This is a genomic window from Rhizobium sp. TRM95796 (assembly GCF_025779995.1).
Lineage (GTDB): Bacteria > Pseudomonadota > Alphaproteobacteria > Rhizobiales > Rhizobiaceae > Rhizobium_E.
Genome location: NZ_JAOXHE010000001.1, coordinates 876,888 through 898,804, shown reverse-complemented (window position 1 = coordinate 898,804; position 21,917 = coordinate 876,888). Strand labels below are relative to the sequence as shown.

Genomic DNA, 21,917 nt, shown 5'->3' with positions numbered 1-21,917 from the left:
GGGGAAACGTCCATGTTCGAATTCGGCATTCTCCCGCCCGCTATGTTTCTCGGCATGATCCTGTTCATGCTCTACGGATTTCCCGTCACTTTCTCGCTGGCGGCCGTGGGTCTCTTCTTCGGCGCCATCGGTATCGCCACCGGCCATTTCGAACCGGCCTTCATGGAGAGCCTGCCGTTCCGCTTCTACGGCATCATTTCCAATGAACTGCTGTTGGCCATCCCCTTCTTCACTTTCATGGGCTCTATCCTGGAACGATGCGGGTTGGCCGAAGATCTGCTCAAAGGCACCGGCCGTCTGTTCGGCGGCGTGCCTGGCGGGCTGGCCTTCGCGGTCGTGGTCGTCGGCGCCGTGCTGGGCGCCATCACCGGCACGGTGGCGGCCTCCGTCATCACCATGGGCATGATTTCGCTGCCGATTATGCAGCGCTACAATTATTCCATGAAGCTCTCGACCGGCGTCATCGCCGCCTCGGGCACCATCGCGCAATTGGTGCCGCCGTCGCTGGTGCTGGTGGTGCTTGCCGATCAGCTCGGCAAGTCGGTGGGCGACATGTATCGCGGCGCCATCGGCCCTTCGATGCTGCAGATCGCGGTGTTCATCGCCTATATCGCGCTGATCGCCATTTTCCGTCCGCAGATGATGCCGCCGATCCCTAAGGAAGAACGCGGCAAGCTCGACGCGGAGCTGATCCGCACCATCCTGCTCGGCATGATCCCCTCCATCGTGCTGATCTTTTTGGTGCTCGGCACGATCTTCCTCGGGCTCGCCACGCCGACCGAAGCCGGCGCTCTCGGCGTTGTCGGCGCGCTGGTGCTGGCGGCGCTCAACCGCCGCCTGACCTGGGCGCTGGTGCGTGAAGGCATGGACACGACCATGCGCATCACCTCCATGGTGGTGTTCATCCTGATCGGCTCCACAGTGTTCAGCCTGGTGTTCCAGGGTATGGACGGCTCGCGCTGGATCGAACATCTGCTGACCGGGCTGCCCGGCGGCCAGTTGGGCTTCCTGATCTTCGTCAATATCTTCGTGTTCTTCCTTGCCTTCTTTCTCGATTTCTTCGAGATCGCCTTCATCATCGTGCCGATGCTGGCGCCGGTGGCGGCGGCGCTCGGCATTGATCTCGTCTGGTTCGGGGTGCTGCTCTGCGTCAACATCCAGACCAGCTTCATGCACCCGCCGTTCGGCTTCGCGTTGTTCTACCTGCGCGGCATCGCGCCACCGTCGGTGAAGACCTCCGACATCTATCTGGGCGCACTGCCGTGGGTGGGGCTGCAGCTTCTGATGGTCGTGGTGGTGATCTTCTGGCCTGAGTTGGTGACCCATTGGCTCGACAATGGGCCGAAGATCGATCCCAACACGATCGAGATCAAGATCGACCTGCCGACGCTCGGCGGCGATCCGAACGCAGCTCCGGGCGGCCTGCCGGGCCTGCCGGCGCCCGGCGGATTGCCCGGCTTGCCGGGTGGCCTTTCGCCGCTCGACGGACCGCCGAAGGTGAATTGAGGCCGCTGGCCAAGATCGAGCGCTGCTGCTATGGCGGACTCCATGAGATTGGAGCCCGGTCATGACCCCGAACCGCCCCTTGCGCCGAACGCTGATCCGGCTCGCCTGGCGCCTCATCGGCGGCAGGCGGCGGGCGCATTTCCAGGAATGGTTTCCCGGGCTGGACATCGAGCCCGCCGATGAGGGAACCGCGGGCGTGATCCGCTACCATGGACGGGCCGTAGCGCCGGCCATGGCTCTCAAGGCGCTCACCGAGCGCGCTTCGGACGAGGTCTTCGTCATCGGTTCCGGCCCGTCTCTGCGCGACCAGGACCTGTCCCGTCTTCCCGATAGATCGGCTCTGCTGCTCAACGGCGCCATCAGCCTGATCGGTGGACCCGTGGGCGAGCCCCTGGCGGTGGTGATGGAAGACGAACGCTTCGTCTGGCGGCATTTTCACGACATCATCGCGAAGGTTCCCGCCGGCGCAGTGGCGATCCTTTCGGCCGAGGTCATCCGCGCCATCTGCGAACTCGACGGCCGATGGCTCGCCGACAAGCGCGTCGTCGCGCTGTTCGATGCGCGCAAGCCGCTCCGCGACGCGGCCTTATCGGGGGATGAGTTGCGCAGCCGGAACTGGGTCCGGCTTTCGGACGACGGCGCCACAGGTTTCTCGTCGGCGCCCGACAAGGGCGTATTCAAGGCCGGCTCGGTGGCGGTCAGCGCCATGCAGTTCGCGCTCGCCTGCAGTCCTCGACGCGTCGGGCTGCTGGGCGTCGACATCTCCAACGCGGTCGCCGGCGCGGAGCGGTTCAACGAGCAGGCGGGCAAGGTCGCGTTCACCGGCGTCGCCCGCGCTCAGGACAAGATCGTCGCGCATCTTTCGCTGGCGCGCGAGATCGCCTTGTCGAGAGGCGTTGCGGTCACCAACTATTCGCCCGTATCGGCGCTTCGCGCCGCAGGCTTCGGCTATGACGATCGCTTTGCGCTGACGCCGCCACCCTCGGCTTGACAGAAGGCGGAAATGGTGGTGACGCAGCGCACGACAAACGCGCCGCAACGGGCAGGAATATCCATATGGGTCTCTTCGGGAAAAAACTTCCCTACACCAAACATCTCGCGATCACGCCGCCGCATCCGGCGGCTGGACGCTCCGGCCTCGCGATCGCCGCCTGCGTGCGCAACGAAGGCCGCTATATCGGCGAATGGCTGCAGTTTCATATCGCCGTCGGCGTTCGGCATTTCTACATCTATGACGACGGCTCGACGGATGGCACGGCGGAGATCGTGCGCGATGTCGCGGGCAGCCATGCGACCATCATGCCCTGGGCGGGGCGGATGACGGATGTATCGAGCGCCAATCTGCTGAACAGCCAGGCGATCGCCTTTTCCCATGCAATTCTGAATTTCGGCGCGAGTTACGAGCGCATGGCCTTCATCGACGCCGACGAGTTTCTGTTGCCCAAGCAGGGCGATACGGTGATGGAGGCGCTCGCCGGCGCCAAAGGTTTCCCCAATATCTCGCTGCCCTGGCACATGTTCGGGACCGGCGGTCACAAGGCGCGGCCCGAGGGCGGCGTGTTGCGCAACTACCTCATTCGCGCGCGCGATCCGCTCAGCAAGCTGAAGAACGCCAGCAACTTCAAATGCATCGTCGACCCCTGCGCCGTCAGGGAGGTCAGCATCCACCAGTTCCAGACGGTCGAGCATGGCGAAATGACCGCCAATGACGCGGGACAGACCTTCACGCGCAAGGGCCGCAAGAAGCCGGAGTTCTACAGCGCCCGCTATCTGCAGCTCAACCACTATTACAGCAAGTCCGGACAGGATCTTGAGGAGAAGCTGAAGCGCGGCCCGGCGTCGCCGGCGTCGCGCGAGCGCTATAACGAACGCGTCTTGTCAGCCGTCGCCAATATCGAGATCGACACCGTGGAAGATCGGGCCATGGTCGAGTTTCTCGATCGCCGCGGCGTCGATCTCTGACGCGGAAACCCTCCGGCTTCAGCCGAAGACGGAGGTATCCTTCTTGAGACGATAGAAAATCCGGCCGAGGATCATGTTTTTGACCCGGAGGAAGCGGCGAAAATGCGGATAGACCGCGAGGTCGCGCGCATCCATCGCTTTCATCTCGGCCGCCGTCATCGGATGATAGCCGTATTTGCCGCGGTTCCACAGCAGGAGAGACCTTTTGAGCGCGCCGTTGCGATAGCGCTGCGGGAAGGGCATATGCATCGCCACCGGCGTGAAGGGGAAGTAGCGCTGATAACCTTTGTCGGCAAAGGCGTGCTTGTTGGCGCGTTCGCCTTCGCCGATCTCGACGCCGCTTTCGGCCAGCCTCTCCAGATCGGTGACGCCGACGTCGGCATAGGAGGTGCCGCTGTCATAGCGATAGGCCCTGAGCGCCGGCAGGACTTCGAATTCGCCGCGGCGCAGGAAGCGCGGATCGACCTGCAGCACTTTGGGATTGGCGTCGAAGATTCGCTGATACTGGTCGAGAACATCCTGCGAAAGCGGACGGACGAACTGCATGTCGTCTTGGAGCATCATCAGGTAGCGATAGCCGTTCGCGCGCGCATAATCGCACATCTGGCGGATATTGGCGTAGAGATTGCCGTGGCGCTTGCCGTCCTTGGAGGACGTGTTGGTGAACACGCCCTTCAGCCGCGGACGCCAGCGCTCCAGCACCGCCTGCGTCACCGGATCGCCGCTGGCGTCGTCCATGACGACCACGTCGAAACCGGGGCACAATTCGGCGATCGACGACAGACAGTTTTCGAGCGTCACGCCCATATTGTAGGAGAAGACAGCGATCAGAAGGTTGCGAGTGTTCAATCCGGTTCTCCGCGACATATGACCGTCGCCCGTTATGATCGAACTTTGACGTCTTGATGTCTCAATCGCGTCTCTAAGCCGGGTTGCGCTATCCGTGCAACCCCTCCTTCCTGATCTTGTCGAGAACGCGGTTCTTTTTGGACTTCCATTTCACCGCCCGCCATCCGTCGTAGAACAATCGCAGGGGCGCGGTGGCGGAGATGAGCTTATCGATCCGCTTATTGGCCTTTTCGAGCTTCTCGCTCAGCACCAGCAGCATTTCGCTGCGCGCATCGTCGCGGTCCAACTGCGGAAAATGGCGGAAGAAGGCAGGGTATGGATCCTGCTCACGCGGCACGTCGTTTCGGATCAGTCCGCCCTTCTCCATCAGCCGGAGCGCGGTCTGCTCGAAGGTCCAGTCATGGATGTGGAAAACTTTCCACTTGAAGCCACGTTCGCCGGAAAATCCCGTCAGCCGCACATCGATGTCGGGCGCGACATGCTTCAACCACGCCGTCATCGCGAAGCCGCTGCTCGCCGTGTGCTGCGGCGGGTAGAAACTTTCCATAAATTCGGTGAGATCGAGGAAACCTGCGGGAATCTCGTCAAATTCCTCAGGACGGTTCAGCCGTTCGCGCGATGCGGCGCGCAGATTGATCACACCCTTGAAGAATGGCGCCGGCATCAATCGCATCATGCCCGGCAGCCGACGTCGGTAAACCACTTCAGACCCTGCCGTATTGCAACGGGTGACCAGCACGCAATCATGCGGGAAGGGGGTGTCGAGCACGCGATCGATCTTGTTGAAAAAGACATAGAGCGGTTTCGGCGGCGGGTCGCGCAGGATTTCGCTCAAGCGTTGGTCGTCACTGTTGGCGACCAGCACGATCGTCTGAAAATTGGAGAAGAAGGCGCTCCATTCGATGTCCTCTCGCAAGCCCGCGGTTGTGGGCGTCACAAGAGTAGGGGGCGAAAAGACGTAAGGAGCGACCTGCATCGATGGAAGTTCCTGCGCGCGCGAAACAAACAACTTTCATCAACTATTTTCAGTTCCAAAAGTTCCTCGACTCGTCGGCGATGTCAAGAATTTCTATCAAAAAGTGCATTGATATGGGCGCGCTCTCATCCGAGATCGCGTGAGAAAGCCTGCCGCGGATGTGCGTGCGTTGCGGTCAGGGGCTGCTTTTCAGAAATAGCCGCGCGTAAACCCCGTTCAAGCCCTCGACCTCATTGGCGATGGCGAAGGTCTCGCGGACATGACGGGCCGCGTATTCGCCATGGCGGCGGGCGCGCTCGGGGTCTGCCAGATAGGGTTCTATGGCGTGTTTCAAAGCCTCGCCGTCGCCGGCTGCAACCACGAGGCCGGTGCGCCCGGGCACGATCATTTCGGCATAGGCGCCGGCGTCCGAAGTCACTGCGGGCGCGCCCGACGCCATGGCTTCGAGCGGCGTCAGTCCAAATCCTTCATTGCGAGACGGAGCGACGAAGAGCTGAAAACGCCGATACCAGGGTTTGATGTCGTCGACTTCGCCGATGAAGCGGATACGATCCTTGAGGCCCGCTCGGTCGATCCGGGCGCGAAGATCGGCGGCGAAACCTTCGTGTTCCGACGTCACCCGTCCGGCGATCACCGCCGTCCAGGCCGGGTAATGCGGCAGAAGCGCGATCATGGCGTCGACGAACAGATCGGTGCCCTTTTGCGCCCGCACGCGGCCGGTGCAGCCGATGATCAACCTGCCGTCGAGAGCCGGCGCAGGATCGGCGTCGTCCGCCCGGACAGGACGGAAGACGTCGGTGTCGACGCCGTGCATGATCACGGTGTGGGGAACATCGAGATAGGAGCCGGAGCGCGCTGACGTGGCGACGACCGCGTCCATCTTCGAGATCAGCCATTTGGTGTAACGGGAGTGCCTACGCTGGGCGGCCGAGGTGAACAGCAGCAGCATCGGCATGCGCAGGATATCGCGCAGGACCAGGCCCGCCAGCATCTCGTTGTTGCGGCGGGCGTGCCAGATGCGCTTTCGGCCGCTCGCCGGTCGTTTCCAGCAGGCCAGGAGATCGAGAAAACCGATGCGGGGCATGGTCGCCGGCAGGCCGGGCCCGAGCGTGGCGAGCTTGACGCCCGCCTCGACCTGCTTCGGCGCGAGTTGAACCACCGTGGTGGTCACGCCGGAGAGGCGCCGCTTGAAATGCGGCGCGATGATCTCGATCTCGCGGATGTTCATGGCGGGGGCTCAGCCCCAGGCGATGCCGATGATTTCGTAGCCCTTGGCGCCGCCAGGCGCGTTGACTTCGATCATGTCGCCGACTTCCTTGCCAATCATCGCGCGGGCGATGGGCGAAGAGATCGAAATGCGGCCGGACTTCACGTCGGCTTCCTGATCGCCGACGATCTGATAGGTTCTCTCTTCCTCGGTGTCCTCGTCGATCAGCTTGACGGTCGCGCCGAACTTGATCTTGTCGCCGCTCATCTTGGTGAGGTCGATCACCTCGGCGCGGGCGATCAGATCTTCGAGTTCGCCGACGCGACCTTCATTGTGGCTCTGCGCCTCTTTCGCGGCGTGATATTCCGCGTTTTCCGACAGATCGCCATGGGCGCGCGCTTCGGAAATCGCTTCGATGATCCGCGGGCGCTCTTCCTGCTGGCGCCAGCGCAGCTCTTCGGAGAGCTGTGCAAAACCGCGGGGCGTCATCGGTACCTTTTCTACCATCTCATCGTCCTCAGCATTACCTTGCGCCGGTCTCGCCGGCACAAAAAGAAAACGGTCCCGGAAGCGCAAACTTCAGAACCGTCCAGAAAATCGACTGTGGTGTGTATAGCAGAACTGTCATCGAAAATGCGAGAAAATTATTTTGCAGCCGCCGATGGAACATCTTTCGAGGTCGTCCGCCGGGTAAGCGCGAGGTCGGGGTCGGAACGAATTCTGACTGCAAGATGAACGCGTCATTCAAAGGCGGTTCAAGCATCGGCGTGTAGAAAGTCATCATCGACTTGCAAGGCTGCTGGAGAGCCACATGAAAAAGTTCATCATCACCGCATCCGCCGCGCTGATCGCCGTCCTGTCCCTCACTGGCGTCGCCACCGCCAGCGATCGTCGCGGCAGCGAAGAGGTCTGGCGTCATCACGGCGAAAGAAGCGAGGCCCATCGTGATCGCGGTCGCGATCCCGGCTTTCGCGATCGCGACCGCCGCCATGTCGACCGTCATGACTGGCGCGGCGATCGTCGGCACTGGCGACACGACGGTTGGCGCTATGGCGGCTATCGCGGTTATTACTGGGGCGGCCCGCGCATCGTGATCGGCGGCCCGGTCTACGCCTCGCCCTATTGCTTCAAGAAGAAGGTCTATCGCACCGACGCCTGGGGCAATGTCTACATCAAGCGCGTTCGCGTCTGCCGCTGAGGACGGCCGAACCCCTGTGAGCGTGAGCGGCGACACGACCTCGCCGCTTCCTTTGGTCCCGACATGCAAAACGCCCCGCGAGGTCTCCTGCGCGGGGCGTTTGACTTTCGATACGTCCGATCTCAGGCGAAATAAGCCTGTAGCGGCTTGACTTCGAGATTGCCGGCCTTCAGCGCGCGGATGGCTTCGGCGGCGGCGAGCGCGCCGGCCATGGTGGTGTAATAGGGCACCTTCTGCATCAGCGCGGCGCGGCGGAGCGACTTCGAGTCGGATATCGCCTTGTTGCCGTCGGTCGTGTTGATCACCAGCTGGACCTGGCGGTTGCGGATGGCGTCCTCGATATGCGGACGCCCTTCCAGAACCTTGTTGATTTTCACAGACTCGATGCCGTGTTCGGCGAGGAAGCTGCGCGTGCCGCCGGTGGCCAGCACCTTGAAGCCGATTTCATGAAGGATGCGCATGGCTGGCAGCACCCGCTCCTTGTCGCTGTCGCGGACGGAGACGAACACAGTGCCGGAACGCGGCAGTTCGACGCCAGCGCCCAGCTGGCTCTTGGCGAAGGCCAGCGCGAAATCCTTGTCGAGGCCAATGACTTCGCCGGTCGAGCGCATTTCAGGGCCGAGCAACGTGTCGACGCCGGGGAAACGCGCGAAGGGGAACACGGCTTCCTTGACGGCGATGTGCTCGAGATTGCGGCTGTCGGGCTTTTCCGGCGTATAGGCGGAGAAGGCGGTGTCGAGCGTTTCGCCGGCCATGACGCGGGCGGCGATCTTGGCGATCGGCGCGCCGATGGTCTTGGCGACGAAGGGCACCGTGCGCGAGGCGCGCGGATTGACTTCGAGAATATAGATCACGTCGTCCTTGATGGCGTATTGCACATTCATGAAGCCGCCGACATTGAGCGCCTTGGCGAGCGCCCGGGTCTGTTCTTCGAGCTGGTCGACGATGTCCTTCGACAGGGTGCGCGGCGGCAGCGAGCAGGCGGAGTCGCCGGAGTGGATGCCGGCTTCCTCGATATGCTCCATGATGCCGCAAATATAGACGTCCTTGCCGTCGGACAGGCAGTCGACATCGACTTCGATGGCGTTGGAGAGATAGCTGTCGAACAGCAGCGGGTTCTTGCCGAGCAGCGTGTTGATCTGGCCCGTCTTGTCGTTGGGGTAGCGCGCCTTGATGTCCTCGGGCACGAGTTCCGGCACGGTGTCGAGCAGATAGGTCTGCAGCTGGCTTTCCGAATGCAGGATCTGCATGGCGCGGCCTCCGAGCACGTAGGACGGGCGCACGACCAGCGGGAAGCCGATCTCGGTGGCGACGAGGCGCGACTGCTCGACCGAATAGGCGATGCCGTTCTTCGGCTGGGTGAGATCCAGCTTCATCAGCAGCTTCTGGAAGCGGTCGCGGTCTTCGGCGAGATCGATCATGTCGGGCGCGGTGCCGAGGATCGGGATGCCGGCGCGTTCCAGCGCGTCCGCCAGCTTCAGCGGGGTCTGGCCGCCGAACTGCACGATCACGCCGAGAAGTTCGCCCTTCTCCTGCTCGATCTTGAGGATCTCGATCACGTCTTCCGCCGTCAGCGGCTCGAAATAGAGACGATCGGAGGTGTCGTAGTCGGTCGAGACAGTCTCGGGGTTGCAGTTGACCATGATGGCCTCGAAGCCCGCATCCTTCAGTGCGAAGGCGGCGTGGCAGCAGCAATAGTCGAATTCTATGCCCTGGCCGATGCGGTTGGGACCGCCGCCTAGGATCACCACCTTCTTGCGCTCGGAAATCTCGGCCTCCGAGCGGGTCGCGCCGGCGAACGGCGTTTCATAGGTGGAGTACATATAGGCGGTCGGAGAGGCGAATTCGGCCGCGCAGGTGTCGATGCGCTTGTAGACGGGGCGCACGTTCAAAGCGTTGCGGATCTCGGCGACTTCCTTCGGGCGCTTGCCGGTCAGCGTGGCGAGACGAGCGTCGGAGAAGCCCATGGCCTTGAGCATGCGCAGGTTCTGGGCGTCGGTAGGCAGGCCATGTTCGCGGATGCGGGCTTCCATGTCCACGATCGCCTTGATCTGGGCGAGGAACCAGGGATCGATCTTGCAGCCGGCATGGACTTCTTCCGGGCTCATGCCGAGGCGCAGCGCCTGGGCCACCATGCGCAGACGATCCGGCGTCGGCGTGCCGATGGCGGCGCGGATGGCGTTGTGGTCGTCGCCGTCGCCGAGGCCGGGGATCTCGATCTCGTCGAGGCCGGTCAGGCCGGTCTCGAGGCCGCGCAGCGCTTTCTGCAGGCTTTCCTGGAAGGTGCGGCCGATGGCCATGACTTCGCCGACCGACTTCATCGCCGTGGTCAGCGTCGGCTCGGCGCCGGGGAACTTCTCGAAGGCGAAACGCGGAATCTTGGTGACCACGTAGTCGATCGACGGTTCGAAGGAGGCCGGCGTGGCGCCGCCGGTGATGTCGTTTTCAAGCTCGTCGAGCGTGTAGCCGATCGCGAGCTTGGCGGCGATCTTGGCGATCGGGAAGCCGGTAGCCTTGGACGCCAAGGCCGAGGAGCGCGACACGCGCGGGTTCATTTCGATGACGATCAGGCGGCCGGTTTCCGGATTGACCGCGAACTGCACGTTCGAGCCGCCGGTTTCGACGCCGATCTCGCGCAGCACCGCGATCGAGGCGTTGCGCATGATCTGGTATTCCTTGTCGGTCAGCGTCAGCGCCGGCGCGACCGTGATGGAATCGCCGGTATGGACGCCCATCGGATCGATGTTTTCGATCGAGCAGATGATGATGCAGTTGTCCGCCTTGTCGCGGACCACTTCCATTTCATATTCCTTCCAGCCGAGCACGGATTCCTCGATCAGCACTTCGGTGGTGGGCGAGGCGTCGAGGCCGGAATGGACGATGTCGAAGAATTCCGAGCGGTTATAGGCGATGCCGCCGCCGGTGCCGCCCAGCGTGAAGGAAGGACGGATGATCGCGGGCAGGCCGACGAAATCCAGCGCCTTGGCGCCGATCGCCTGGGCATGGCTCATATAGCGCTGCTTGCGGTCGCTCTCGCCGAGATTCCACTGGTTCTCCAATTCGTCGAGCGCGGCGTCGAGCTCGTCGCCGGAAAGCTCGGCCTTGAGCTTGGCGCGCTCGGCCTCATGCGCCTTGCGATCGGCGTCCTTGATCTCGGTGGCGTTGGCGAGCATCGAGCGGGGCGTTTCCAGCCCGATCCGGGCCATGGCCTCGCGGAACAGCGCGCGGTCTTCGGCCATGTCGATGGCTGCGGGCTTGGCGCCGATCATCTCGACATTGTAGCGGTCGAGCACGCCCATGCGCTTGAGCGAGAGCGCCGTGTTGAGCGCCGTCTGGCCGCCCATGGTCGGCAGCAGCGCGTCCGGGCGCTCCTTGGCGATGATTTTGGCGACGACCTCGGGGGTGATCGGCTCGACATAGGTCGCGTCGGCCAGGTTCGGGTCGGTCATGATGGTGGCAGGGTTCGAGTTGACCAGGATCACTCGATAGCCTTCTTCTTTCAATGCCTTGCAGGCTTGCGTTCCCGAATAGTCGAATTCGCAGGCCTGTCCGATGACGATCGGACCGGCGCCGATGATGAGAATGGATTTGATATCCTGGCGCTTCGGCATTGAGCTTTCCATCATTTTAGCCTGCGGCAATCGCCGGCTGCGGTAAATTACCGGCCGGGGCGCAGGAGCTTGGGTCTTTAAAGGCTAGAAGCGGCTTATAGGGAATAGTTCCCGGAAACGGAACCCCATAATTGGCGTGGAATGTGGAAAGTTGGGGACGTTCCCACATCCATGATCGGGCGTTCCGGTTTATCGCGGCCACGCCACAACGAGACATGGCGGCCACAGCCCGCCATGTCGCCGAAGATCGCGTTCAGTGGCGCAAGACGGTCAGAACTCTTCCCAATCGCCCCCGCCCGAGGATGGCTGCGAGCCGAAAGCGGCCGCCACCTTGTTGCCGAGCGCGCGGGCCGGCGAAGGAGCAGGTCGGGAGGCGGCCGCAGCGGCGCGGAGAGCGGCGATGGGACGCGAAGCCGTCTGGGTAGTCGGCGTCGAAGGCCGCGCCATGCTTGCGCCTCGGTGAACAGCGCCAGCGGTGGATGCCCGCGCCGCGCCGAGATTGAACTGGCCGAGGCGGTTCGACAGCGCCGTCACCTCCGTCACCAGCGTATGCGAGGCGGCGTTGGATTCCTCCACCATGGCGGCGTTCTGCTGGGTGGCCTGATCCATCTGGCCGACCGCGCCGTTGATTTCCTGCAGGCCGGTCGCCTGTTCGCGCGCGGCCTGGACGATGGCGGCGACGTTTCGGTTGATCTCCTGGACTTCCTCGACGATCGATTCCAGCGCCGCGCCGGTCTGGTCGACGAGCATCACGCCTCGCTTGACGTGATCGCCGGACGCGGTGATCAGCGACTTGATCTCCTTGGCGGCGTTGGCGGAGCGCTGGGCGAGCTCGCGCACCTCCTGCGCCACGACCGCGAAACCCTTGCCGGCTTCCCCGGCGCGGGCGGCCTCGACGCCGGCGTTGAGCGCCAGCAGATTGGTCTGGAAAGCGATTTCGTCGATGACGCCGATGATGTTGGAGATCGATTGCGACGACTGCTCGATCGAATCCATCGCCTCCACCGCGTTGCGGACGATGACGCCGGATTGTTCGGCGCTCTCCTTGGTGCGGGCGACGCGGGCGCCGGCTTCCTCGGCGCGCAGGGTCGAATCCTTCACCGACGTGGTGATCTCTTCCAATGCGGCGGCGGTTTCCTCGACCGAGGCGGCCTGCTGTTCGGTGCGGCGGGCGAGATTGTCGGCGGCGTTGCGGATCTCCTCGGAGCCGGCCTGGATGGCGGCGGCGTTTTCCGAGAAGGAGAGCATGGCGCCCTGCAGCTTTTCGACCGACTGGTTGAAGTTGCCGCGGATCTCATCGAGCGCCGCGGTGAAGGGCCGCTCCAGCCGCACCGTCATGTCGCCGTCGGAGAGACGCGACAGGCCGCCGGCCAGTTCGCCCACGGCGAATTTGACGTCCTGTTCCTGCGCTTCGGCGATGCGGGCGCGCTCGGTGCGCTCCTTTTCCCGCGCCTGGCGGATGCTTTCAGCTTCCTTTTCGAGCCGCACTTTGTCCCGGTTGGCGTCGAGCAGGATGCCGAGCGAGCGCGAAAGGTCGCCGAGTTCGTCATTCTTATCGCGGTCGGTCAGCGCCACGTCGAGGTCGCCCTGGGCAATGCGGGTCGTCTCGCCGATGACGGTTTCGATGCGCCGGATGAAGCGGCGGGCGATCAGCCAGCCGACCAGGCCGACGAAGACGGCGCTGGCGGCGATCAGTCCGCCGGCGAGCCAGATCATCCGGTCCAGCTCAGCGAACACCACGGCTTCGGGGGCGGAGACGACGGCATACCACACGGCGCCCTCGAACGGCTTGACCGGCGCGGCGATGGCGATGTTCTTGCCGCCGCCCGGCTCGGTGATTTCCACCGGCTGGCCCGCATCGGCGAGGATCGACTTCCAGGCGGCGAGATCGAGCTTGGCGCCGTCGAGCGGCTTGCCCATCATCGAGGCGTCGGGATGGGAAACGACGTAATCCTTGCCGGAGACGAGCGCGACATAGCCCTGGCCGAACGGCTTCATGGCGGCCAGTTCTTCCGCCGTCTTGGCGAGATCGATATCGGCGCCGACATAGCCGACCACCTTGTCGCCGACGCGGGTCGGCTCGGAGATGGTGGTCATCAGCACGTCCTTGCCGTTGACCGGATAGACATAGGGTTCGAGCAGCGTCAGTTTGCCGGTGTCGTGCGGCACGATGTAATAATCGCCCACGCCGGGCTTGTCGTAATCGACCAGCACGTCTTCCTTGATGTCGGCGCCGTCACGGAAGACATAAGGCAGGTAGCGACCGGTTTTGTCGTGCAACGGCTTGCCGGCGAAGTCGTTATCCTTGCCGTCGAAAGTTCCGGGATCCCAGCCGGTCGACAGGCCGAAGGCCTCGGGCGAGCGCGCCAGCGCGTCGCGCATGATGGCGCGGACGTTTTCACGGGTGGCCAGTCCCTGGTTTCTGAGCGAGGAGATGGTCATCTCCAGACCCTTAACCATCTGGCTGGCGGCGCGCAGATCGCTTTCGATCTTGGCGCCCGTGGCGCCGGCCACGGTGCGCATCTCGTTCAGGCTCGCTTCGCGCATATGGCCGTAGGACATGTAAAGCTGCACGGAGGCGGCGGCGACCGTGGATACGAGGCCGAGCGCGACGGCGGCGAAAATATTGCGGCTGGTGGCCGATCTGAACAGCATGCGGGGTTCTCCCGTAAAAAAGGCCGAGAAGGCTCGAAGGTCATCGCTCGTAAAATTAGGGAAGCATAATTAAAGTAAGGTATATTTTAGCGGACAAAGTGAACGCATCGCGCGGGAACTTCGTTGCGGACCGGTGGGCTCCCGTCGGAGCCGGCCCGCATCGTCCTTGACCATGTCCATCACGAGAGCTTCATCGAATGCTGACTGTTCACTATCTCGAAAAATCCCGCGCGCACCGCATTCTCTGGCTGTTGGAGGAACTCGGGCTCGAATATCGCGTCGAGACCTATGAGCGCGGCGCCGATTATCGGGCGCCGGAGTCGCTCAAACGCGTTCATCCGCTGGGCAAGTCTCCGGTGATCGAAGATGACGGCCAGGTCGTCGCCGAAAGCGGAGCGATCCTCGAATATCTTCTGGCGAGGCATGGAGAAGGACGGCTGAGACCGGCGATCGGCTCGGCGGAATGGGTCCGCTATCTCTATTGGCTGCATGCAGCCGAGGGTTCTGCCATGCCGCCCCTGGTGATGCGGCTGGTCTTCGCCTCCATTCCCAAGCGCGTGCCATTTTTCATCCGTCCGGTGGCGAAGATGATCTCTCAGGGCGCGATCGCCAGCTTCATCGATCCGCAATTGCGAGTGCAGATCGCCTATTGGAGCCGCGAGCTCACGCGCGGCGGCTGGTTTGCCGGCCGAGATTTCAGCGCCGCCGATATCGCCATGAGCTATCCGGTCGAGGCGGCTCTGTCGCGCCTGCCGGAGGCGCGAGGCAACCCGCAGCTCGTCGCATTTTCGGAGGCGATCAAGGCGCGCCCTGCCTACCAGCGCGCTGAGGCCAAGGTCGGGGACGCCGCGGGCATTCCGTCTTGAGCCACGATTATACGCGGTCGCCGAACCGGTCACGAACGTCAGCCGCATAGGTGCGACTGACCGGGATTTCCGAGCCGTCGGTCAATTCGAGCGTCAGACGATTGGGGCCGCGTGACAGCCGGCGGACGACATCGTCGGCCACCCAATGCGAGCGATGCACCTGCAGCCCCGGCGTCGCGCCGGTTTCCCTGATGGCGTCGGAGAAGCGCAGGAGGATCAGTTCGCGGCCGCGGCTGGTCACCACATCCGTATAATGATCCTGCACCGACAGCCGCAGCAGCCGTCCACGCGTTTCCGGCTTCAGCCGGGTCAAGAGCGGCGGCGGCTCGGGCATGTCAGAGGCGGAAGGCTGGGCAGGCGAGGATGCAGGCGTTTGAGCTGGCGGCTGCATGAAGGGCGAGGGCGTCATGGCTTGCGGCGCTTCCGCCCTGCGTCCGCTCGCCGTCAGGTAGATCAGCAGACAGAAGAGCAGGCAGAGCGGCAGCGACACCGCAAATTGACGACCGAATTCCTCGAGCGTTGCCGGATCGCCCATCAGTCCGGATTGGAGGATGACGATCCAGCCGCCGATGGGCGCTGCGGCGAGCGCTGAGCCGATCATCATGCGCACCAGCTTGTTGCCGATGATCCCCGAGAGCGCCATGTCGGCGAGGGCGGCGGAGACGGTGGCGATGGTAAAGGCCGCGCCATGCAACAGGAGCCAGAAGGCCAGTCGCTTGACCGGACCCATGGCCGCCAGCGTGCCGAACGGGCCGGTGATCCAGAAAACGAGAACGACGACGCCCACCGTCAGCCAATAGCGGGGCGACATCAGCGCGGCCTGCAGTTCACGAAGCGCGGATTGCGGCTCGCCGTCACTCACGAAGTTTCCTCCACCTTCACGCAGTTCTGCTTCACGTTCGCCCTCTTCTGCCGAAGAACAGGATGAAATTCAATCGAGGTCCTGTCCATGACGCTAGAACCGCTTCTCACTGCTCCCCTTGCCGTGCAGATCCATGTCGCCACTGTATTGCCCGCCGCCGTGATCGGGGCGTTCCTGCTGCTGTGGAGGGGCAAGGGCACGCCGACGCATCGCTTTCTCGGCAAAACTTGGGTCGTGCTGATGTTCGCCTCGTCCCTGTCGAGCCTGTTCATCCATGAATTGAATGTCTGGCGCGGTTTCAGCCCGATTCATATCCTGTCGCTGGTCACGATCCTCGGCTGCCTCTACGCCGTCCGCGCCGCCATGCGCGGCGATATCCGGGCGCATAGGAGAACGATGACGCAGATCTATGTCGGCGGCATATTGATCGCCGGCGGCTTCACATTCGCGCCTTACCGCATCATGAACCGTGTCGTCATCGAGGGCAGCACGGCATGGCAACTCGTTCTCCTGACCAGTCTCGTCTTCGGACCTTGGCTCGTCCTTCATTGGGCGCAACGGCGGACGCGGCGGGCGCGGCCCGCCTGAGGAAGGGCCGGGAACCGATTGATCGCTGGGGCATTCCATGCGAGGTTCCGCGGAATAATTGCTTGGGGTGCAGCATGGAATGGAAAGGCCGTCGTCAAAGCGACAATGTCGAGGATCACCGCGGCGACAGCGGCGGATTGGGTCGCGATCCGTTCGGCGGGCGACGGGGGATCAACATTCCGATCGGACGAGGCGGCTCCATCGGCTCGATCGTATTCTTCATCGTCGTCATCCTGATCCTGCAATTCATGGGCGTCGATGTCGGCCAGTTGCTCGGCGGCGGCTCGAGCCAAACGCCCAGCTCGAGCTATAGCGACAGCCAGAACGCGCAACCCGGCGCCAATGACGAGATGAAGGCTTTCGTCGGCACGGTGCTGGCCGAGACCGAAGACGCCTGGAACGGTATTTTCGCCGCGGCCGGCCGGCAGTATGCCGAGCCCAGGCTGGTGCTCTATTCCGGAACATTCCCTTCGGCCTGCGGCACGGCGAGCTCGGCGACCGGGCCGTTCTATTGTCCGCCGGACCAGAAAGTCTATCTCGACACCGATTTCTTCCGGGAAATGTCGCAGAAGTTCGGCGCGTCGGGTGACTTCGCCCAGGCTTACGTCATTGCCCACGAGGTCGGCCATCATGTGCAGAACCTGATCGGCGTGCTGCCGAAATTCAACCGCGCCCGCGAGTCGATGAGCGAAACCGAAGCCAACGCCATGTCGGTGCGGGTCGAACTGCAGGCGGATTGTTTCGCCGGGATCTGGGCGAAATTCACCGACCAGCGCGGTTTGCTGGAAGCCGGTGACATCGACGAGGCGCTCAACGCCGCCCATCAGATCGGCGACGACGCCTTGCAGAAGAAGTCGCAGGGTTATGTCGTGCCCGACAGCTTCACCCACGGGACATCCGCGCAGCGGGCCAAATGGTTCCGCCGCGGCTTCGACAGCGGCAAGATGAGCGCCTGTGACACCTTTTCGGGCGGGATCTGAGTCCGACGGAAAAAATGTGACGGCCGCCGCGAGACGTCTGGCAGGGGGCAGGAGGCGACCGTCACGTCCGGAGGGAGAGCTCCCCGGACAAGTCATTTTTCAGAGGTCGAAATAAGAGGCCTTGAAGGCGATGGCGTCGTCGAAGTGGAGCGTGAAGTCGCTCTTCTTGTCGCCGTTCACATCGACATGGACGTCCGTGCCCGTCTTGGATTTCACAGTGCGCAATTCCCCGGCGTCGCCCGAGAATGCGGCGGTTCCGATGAAGTCGAAGGCCTGGTTTTTTGCCGTCGTCACGTCCGCGTCCAGGCCGGAAAGATTGATGCGGTCGCCGCCGGAGCCCGAAAAGTCGATGATCGTATCGATGGCGGAGCCGCGTGAATCGGCGAGTGATTTGAAGACGAAATCGTCGGCGCCGGCACCTCCGGCGAGAGTATCGGCTCCTTTGCCGCCATTCAGGCTGTCCTTGCCGGCATTGCCGTCCAATCGATCTGCGCCTGCGCCGCCCGAAAGCGTGTCGTTGCCGCCGCCGCCGATCAGCCTGTCCCTGCCGCTCATTCCCGACAGCGTGTCGGCTCTGTTTCCGCCCTGATAGCTGTCGGCCCCCGCGCCGCCGGTAAAATCGACGGACTGGGTCTTGAGATAAGCGAGAAAGTCGGAGGCGTCGCCGGTCATGAGGCCGTAGAGGATATCGTTGACTGCGTCGCCGTCGGCGGCGTCGAGGCCGAGATTCTTGAATGCGAGATCGGTGGTCCCGAGCTTCATCTTGGTGGAGGTCGTGCCATAGCCGGCGGTGACGCCGTTCAGTTCGGAACCGAACGCGATCGTATCGAGCCGACCCGTCACGTCATGGGTGGACAGGCTGTAGCTGAGATTGCCGGTGGCCCTCATCGCCGCGCCGCCGGTGAAGACCGAACCTTCCTTGGTTTCGGCCAGACCATATTCCGAGGCGCTGTTCAGATTGGTGTAGAAATAGCCGAAGTTCATGGCCTGGAGATCGAACATCGCCGGCAGGTCTGAAAAATAGCCGCTCGATCCGACATTCAGATTGACGCCGGCGGATGAGCCGACCGTGATGGCAATCGCCATGATCTCGTCTCCTGTTCAGGATTGATTGGCGGCGAGGGGCCCCCCCGCCGCCGCAGTGGGGTCAAAGATCGAAATGGCCTGCCTTCATGGCCATGGCGTCATCCAGGTGAAGGATGAAGTCGACCTTGCCGTCGCCGTTGCGGTCGGCTTCGATGATCGTGTCGCCCTTGACCTTCTCGAAGCGCAACTCGCCGGCGTGTTTGGAGAAGTCGTCATTGCCGATGAAGGAGAAGGCTTGGTTGCCGTTCTTCCTCGTGTTGGCGTCTACGGAAGAGAGGTCGATCGTATCGGCGGCGGTGAAGTCGTAGATCGTGTCATAGGTCTTGCCGGCCGAGTCCGAGGCGGTTGAGAAGACGAAGACATCGGCGCCCTTGCCGCCGGTGAGCTTGTCGGCGCCCGCGCCGCCGGCCAGCCGGTCGTCGCCGTCGCCGCCATGCAGCGTGTCGTTGCCGGCGGCGCCGGTGAGCGAGTCGTCGCCTGCCGCTCCCTGTAGGAGATCGGCGCCTGCGCCGCCGACCAGTTTGTCATTGCCCGTCTGGCCGTAAAGCTTGTCGTTGCCCGCTCCGCCGAACAGCGCGTCATTGCCCGCGCCGCCTTTGAAGGTGTCGTCGCCGCCATTGCCCTTGGCTGTGTCGCCGAACATCGTGCCGGTATAGGCGTCGGCGCCTGAGGAGCCGAGGAAGGTCTGGGCGTAGGAGGCGAGCAGCGCCTTGACATAGGCGAACTCCGCCGGCGTCGCCTCGTCGGGGCCGTGCATGAAGGCGGAGGCGACGAGATTGACCTCGCCGCTCAGACGGTTGTCCGGCGTCGTGCCGCTTTCGAGGTCGAGGCCGCTGATCGTCAGTTCCGTCTTGTTCACGCCGTCGGTGGTCGAGCCCGAGCCGAAGACGAGGTCGGTAATGGAGCCGGCCACCACATGCACGTCCTCGCCGGTTTCCGGGTCGTTCCAGACATAGGCGAGCGAACCCTTCATGGAGAGAATGGTCTGCCCATTGCTGTAGAGGAATTCAGAGGAAGGATTGCTCGTGCTCCAGCCGGTGCCGGACGGCGAAAAATTGGGCAGCCAGTAATCGAGTTTCGACCAGTAGTCGTCGAGATAGGTGTTCCAGTTCAACCCGCCACTTTTGCCGGCGGCGAGCGTGTTGGCGTCGATGGTAATGTTGCCGCGCGCGGTGTCGCCCGTCTCTGCAGTGTCGAGCACCTGCACTTCGAAGGTCTTTTCCTGGGTCTCGCCCTTGGCGTTCTCGACCTCGATGGTGACGGAATAGCTGTCCTGCTTCTCGTAATCGAGCGCCTTGTTGGTGACGAGATAGTAGCGGGTCTCGCCATCGACCACGCGGGTCTTGAGCGAGAACGCGCCATTGGCGTCGTCGGTGAGTTCGGCGCTGACCGGGACGAAGGAATCGTCGAACTTCATCACATAGCCGAGTTCCTGGCCTTTCTTCGCCGCTTCGGTGACGGAGAGCCGGTCGTATCCGGTCGGCGACGAACTGAGCTTGAAATAGTCCTCTTCGGCGGTGACGCCGATCGTCTCGGTGGCCGAAGCGCCATTGCCGTCGGTGGCGGTCACTACGAGATCGTAGACGCCGCCCGAGCTTTCGTGATCCAGCGCCGCCTTGAGCACGACGCTGACCGTGCCGTCATCATTCTCGACCAGGCTGAATTTATCGTCATTGTCGCCCTTTCCGGTTTCCAGCGTCCAGGTGATCGCGTCGCCCTCGGCGTCGGTGGCCGAGAGCGTGCCGACCACGAAGCCGACGCGGGCGGATTCCTTCAGCGTGGCGTTGGAAATGGAGATGTCGGTGGGGGCGGTGTTCCGGGCGACGTCGATCGTGAATGTCTGCTCGACATCGTTTTCGCCGTCCGACACGTTGACCACGATGTCGTAGGATGCTGCATCCGACTCTTCCAGGCTGCCGTTGAGCGCCACGGAGGTCACGCCATTGGTCGTCACCAGTTTGAACAAGCCATTGGCGTCGTCTGCGAGCGTATAGGTCAGCGTATCGCCCTCGGCGTCGGTTGCCGAGAGGGCGCCGATGATCGTGTCAACAGCGGCCGCCTCATCGACGCCGGAGGCGGAAAGGGCAATGTCTTCAGGCGCTTCATTGACGGTGACGGCGTAAAGGAGCTGTTCGCTAACCGAGAAGTCGGGACTGAAGGCGTCAAATCCCATTTGCACGACGTCTTCCGCCGACAGGTCATAATCTTCTCCGACGACCAGGGTGATGGTCTCGGAAGCGCCTCCATTGAGAATTACCCCGCCGACGCTGGCGATCTCGTCCGACGTATATGTCACGCCATTGTAGATTATGCTGAAGTTGTTGGAGATGCTCAGGCCGGCGACGCCGCCCGCCGAACCGATGCCGACGCCACCCACTCCGAGTTCGCTTGCGATCGTCACGGAAAAGGTCGTGCCCGCTTTGAGCAATTCGCCCCAGACGAGATCATCTTCGATCGTGATTGTAAAATTTTCGCTTGAGATTACGCTGGCCATGGAAGTGGTCCACTTTGCTTTCAATGATTGCAAGGAAAGCCAGGGCGCTGGAATGGCTGCGCCCTGGCCGATATGTTCTGCGATTTATGCGAAATCGAAATTCGCCGACGTCAGCGCGCCGACGCCGGTCGCGGCGACGGCGAAATCGGCCGCAGCGTCGCCATCGGTGTCCGCATAGAACTTGCCAGCCGCGCCGTCGTACCAAAGGCTGTCGGCGGCGGCGGTGGAGCCGCTATAGCCGCCGCTCAGGCCGAGCGCGCTGACATCCAGCACGTCGACGCCGCCGAAGCCGGAGGCGCTGAAGCTGGTGATGGTGTCGAAGGCGCTGACCGAGCTGTCGGACACCGCGGCGAAGACGAAGGTGTCATTGCCCGAGCCGCCATTGAGCGCATCCGCGCCGCCGCCGCCGGCAAGGGTGTCATTGCCGCCATTGCCGTTCAGCGTATCGGCCTGGCTGCCGCCCTGATAGGCGTCGGCGCCCGCGCCGCCGTTGAAGGTGACGGCATGAGTGGACAGCCAATTTTCCAATCCGCTTTCATCGCCGTTCATCAGGCCGTAAAGCACGGTGTTGACGTCGGCGCCGGTCATGTTGAGATTGGACAGCGTCACATCGGTGGATGCGAGCGAGGCGTTGGTGGACGTGTAGCCGGTTCCAGCGGCGGTGACGCCGTTGAGGCCCGTGCCGAAGCTGAGTTGATCCACCGTGCCCGAAAGCGCGCCGCGGCTATAGTTGAAATTGCCGTTGACGATCCAGGCGGAGCCATCGTCATAGACGCCGTCTGCGTCGTTGTCGGCCGTGGCGATCACATATTCCGTCGCGCCGATATAGGATCCGGCGGAGGACGCCACGTTGAAATAGCCATACTGGCCGGTGGCGGGATTAAAGCCGTCGCCGACCGTGTCGAGATAGTTGCTAGCGCCATAGTTGAGGTTCACGCCGGACGTGGTGTTCACTGTCGCAGTGGCCATTGTCATATCTCCTGGGTGTTTTGCAATTGATCGGCTGACGCCTCAGCGCGCGGCCGACAGACTATTTGTGTCCGCGCGCCCTGACCGAATCCGTCGTAAACTCCAGTA

17 protein-coding genes are annotated in these 21,917 nt (G+C 63.0%); 7 read left to right on the top strand and 10 right to left on the bottom strand.

Annotated features, from left to right (window positions below; all coding sequences use genetic code 11):
• Positions 1–12: 12 nt before the first annotated feature.
• The 3 genes from OCK01_RS04245 to OCK01_RS04235 all read left to right on the top strand — a co-directional run bounded on the left by OCK01_RS04245 (position 13) and on the right by OCK01_RS04235 (position 3,468).
• Complete coding sequence (locus OCK01_RS04245; protein WP_182828837.1) at positions 13–1,506, top strand: TRAP transporter large permease; 1,494 nt, start codon at positions 13–15, stop codon at positions 1,504–1,506.
• Positions 1,507–1,567: 61 nt separating this feature from the next.
• Positions 1,568–2,497: a glycosyl transferase gene (locus OCK01_RS04240; protein WP_263822828.1), complete on the top strand. Its 930-nt coding sequence runs from the start codon at positions 1,568–1,570 to the stop codon at positions 2,495–2,497.
• Between the two features lie 65 nt (positions 2,498–2,562).
• On the top strand, positions 2,563–3,468 hold the full coding sequence (locus tag OCK01_RS04235; protein WP_263822827.1) for a glycosyltransferase family 92 protein: 906 nt from the start codon (positions 2,563–2,565) through the stop codon (positions 3,466–3,468).
• 18 nt (positions 3,469–3,486) lie between these two features.
• Here OCK01_RS04235 and OCK01_RS04230 read toward each other — a convergent pair whose 3' ends face one another.
• The 4 genes from OCK01_RS04230 to greA form a co-directional block, all read right to left on the bottom strand.
• Positions 3,487–4,317: a glycosyltransferase family 2 protein gene (locus OCK01_RS04230; RefSeq protein ID WP_263822826.1), complete on the bottom strand. Its 831-nt coding sequence runs from the start codon at positions 4,315–4,317 to the stop codon at positions 3,487–3,489.
• Between the two features lie 88 nt (positions 4,318–4,405).
• Complete coding sequence (locus OCK01_RS04225) at positions 4,406–5,293, bottom strand: 3-deoxy-manno-octulosonate cytidylyltransferase (RefSeq protein WP_263822825.1); 888 nt, start codon at positions 5,291–5,293, stop codon at positions 4,406–4,408.
• A 175-nt stretch (positions 5,294–5,468) separates the two neighbouring features.
• Positions 5,469–6,521: a glycosyltransferase family 4 protein gene (locus tag OCK01_RS04220; RefSeq protein ID WP_263822824.1), complete on the bottom strand. Its 1,053-nt coding sequence runs from the start codon at positions 6,519–6,521 to the stop codon at positions 5,469–5,471.
• Between the two features lie 9 nt (positions 6,522–6,530).
• Positions 6,531–7,007 (bottom strand): transcription elongation factor GreA, encoded by a 477-nt coding sequence (gene greA, locus OCK01_RS04215; RefSeq protein ID WP_182828842.1) that lies wholly within the window; start codon positions 7,005–7,007, stop codon positions 6,531–6,533.
• Positions 7,008–7,311: 304 nt separating this feature from the next.
• Here greA and OCK01_RS04210 point away from each other — a divergent pair, with 304 nt between their 5' ends.
• Positions 7,312–7,698: a hypothetical protein gene (locus tag OCK01_RS04210; RefSeq protein WP_263822823.1), complete on the top strand. Its 387-nt coding sequence runs from the start codon at positions 7,312–7,314 to the stop codon at positions 7,696–7,698.
• Between the two features lie 122 nt (positions 7,699–7,820).
• On the opposite strand, the gene carB is transcribed toward OCK01_RS04210, so the two are convergent.
• Both carB and OCK01_RS04200 read right to left on the bottom strand, forming a co-directional pair.
• Positions 7,821–11,309, bottom strand: a complete 3,489-nt coding sequence (carB, locus tag OCK01_RS04205) for a carbamoyl-phosphate synthase large subunit (protein WP_182828844.1) — start codon at positions 11,307–11,309, stop codon at positions 7,821–7,823.
• A gap of 270 nt (positions 11,310–11,579) precedes the next feature.
• A complete protein-coding gene (locus tag OCK01_RS04200; protein ID WP_263822822.1) occupies positions 11,580–13,964 on the bottom strand; it encodes a methyl-accepting chemotaxis protein in 2,385 nt (794 codons plus the stop codon).
• A 197-nt stretch (positions 13,965–14,161) separates the two neighbouring features.
• On the opposite strand from OCK01_RS04200, the gene OCK01_RS04195 reads away from it, so the two are divergent.
• Positions 14,162–14,830 (top strand): glutathione S-transferase, encoded by a 669-nt coding sequence (locus tag OCK01_RS04195; protein WP_263822821.1) that lies wholly within the window; start codon positions 14,162–14,164, stop codon positions 14,828–14,830.
• A gap of 7 nt (positions 14,831–14,837) precedes the next feature.
• Here OCK01_RS04195 and OCK01_RS04190 read toward each other — a convergent pair whose 3' ends face one another.
• Positions 14,838–15,641 (bottom strand): LytTR family DNA-binding domain-containing protein, encoded by an 804-nt coding sequence (locus OCK01_RS04190; protein WP_263823154.1) that lies wholly within the window; start codon positions 15,639–15,641, stop codon positions 14,838–14,840.
• Between the two features lie 138 nt (positions 15,642–15,779).
• Between OCK01_RS04190 and OCK01_RS04185 the strand changes: the two genes are divergently transcribed.
• Both OCK01_RS04185 and OCK01_RS04180 read left to right on the top strand, forming a co-directional pair.
• Positions 15,780–16,280, top strand: coding sequence for a DUF2306 domain-containing protein (locus OCK01_RS04185; RefSeq protein ID WP_263822820.1), 501 nt, complete (start codon positions 15,780–15,782; stop codon positions 16,278–16,280).
• Between the two features lie 74 nt (positions 16,281–16,354).
• Positions 16,355–17,260 carry a neutral zinc metallopeptidase gene (locus OCK01_RS04180; RefSeq protein ID WP_263822819.1) on the top strand — a complete coding sequence of 302 codons (906 nt, stop codon included), beginning with the start codon at positions 16,355–16,357 and terminating at the stop codon, positions 17,258–17,260.
• Between the two features lie 99 nt (positions 17,261–17,359).
• Here OCK01_RS04180 and OCK01_RS04175 read toward each other — a convergent pair whose 3' ends face one another.
• The 3 genes from OCK01_RS04175 to OCK01_RS26440 form a co-directional block, all read right to left on the bottom strand.
• Complete coding sequence (locus tag OCK01_RS04175) at positions 17,360–18,346, bottom strand: calcium-binding protein (protein WP_263822818.1); 987 nt, start codon at positions 18,344–18,346, stop codon at positions 17,360–17,362.
• 61 nt (positions 18,347–18,407) lie between these two features.
• On the bottom strand, positions 18,408–20,840 hold the full coding sequence (locus OCK01_RS04170; RefSeq protein WP_263822817.1) for a M10 family metallopeptidase C-terminal domain-containing protein: 2,433 nt from the start codon (positions 20,838–20,840) through the stop codon (positions 18,408–18,410).
• 84 nt (positions 20,841–20,924) lie between these two features.
• Complete coding sequence (locus OCK01_RS26440) at positions 20,925–21,809, bottom strand: calcium-binding protein (RefSeq protein WP_318530223.1); 885 nt, start codon at positions 21,807–21,809, stop codon at positions 20,925–20,927.
• Positions 21,810–21,917 lie beyond the last annotated feature (108 nt).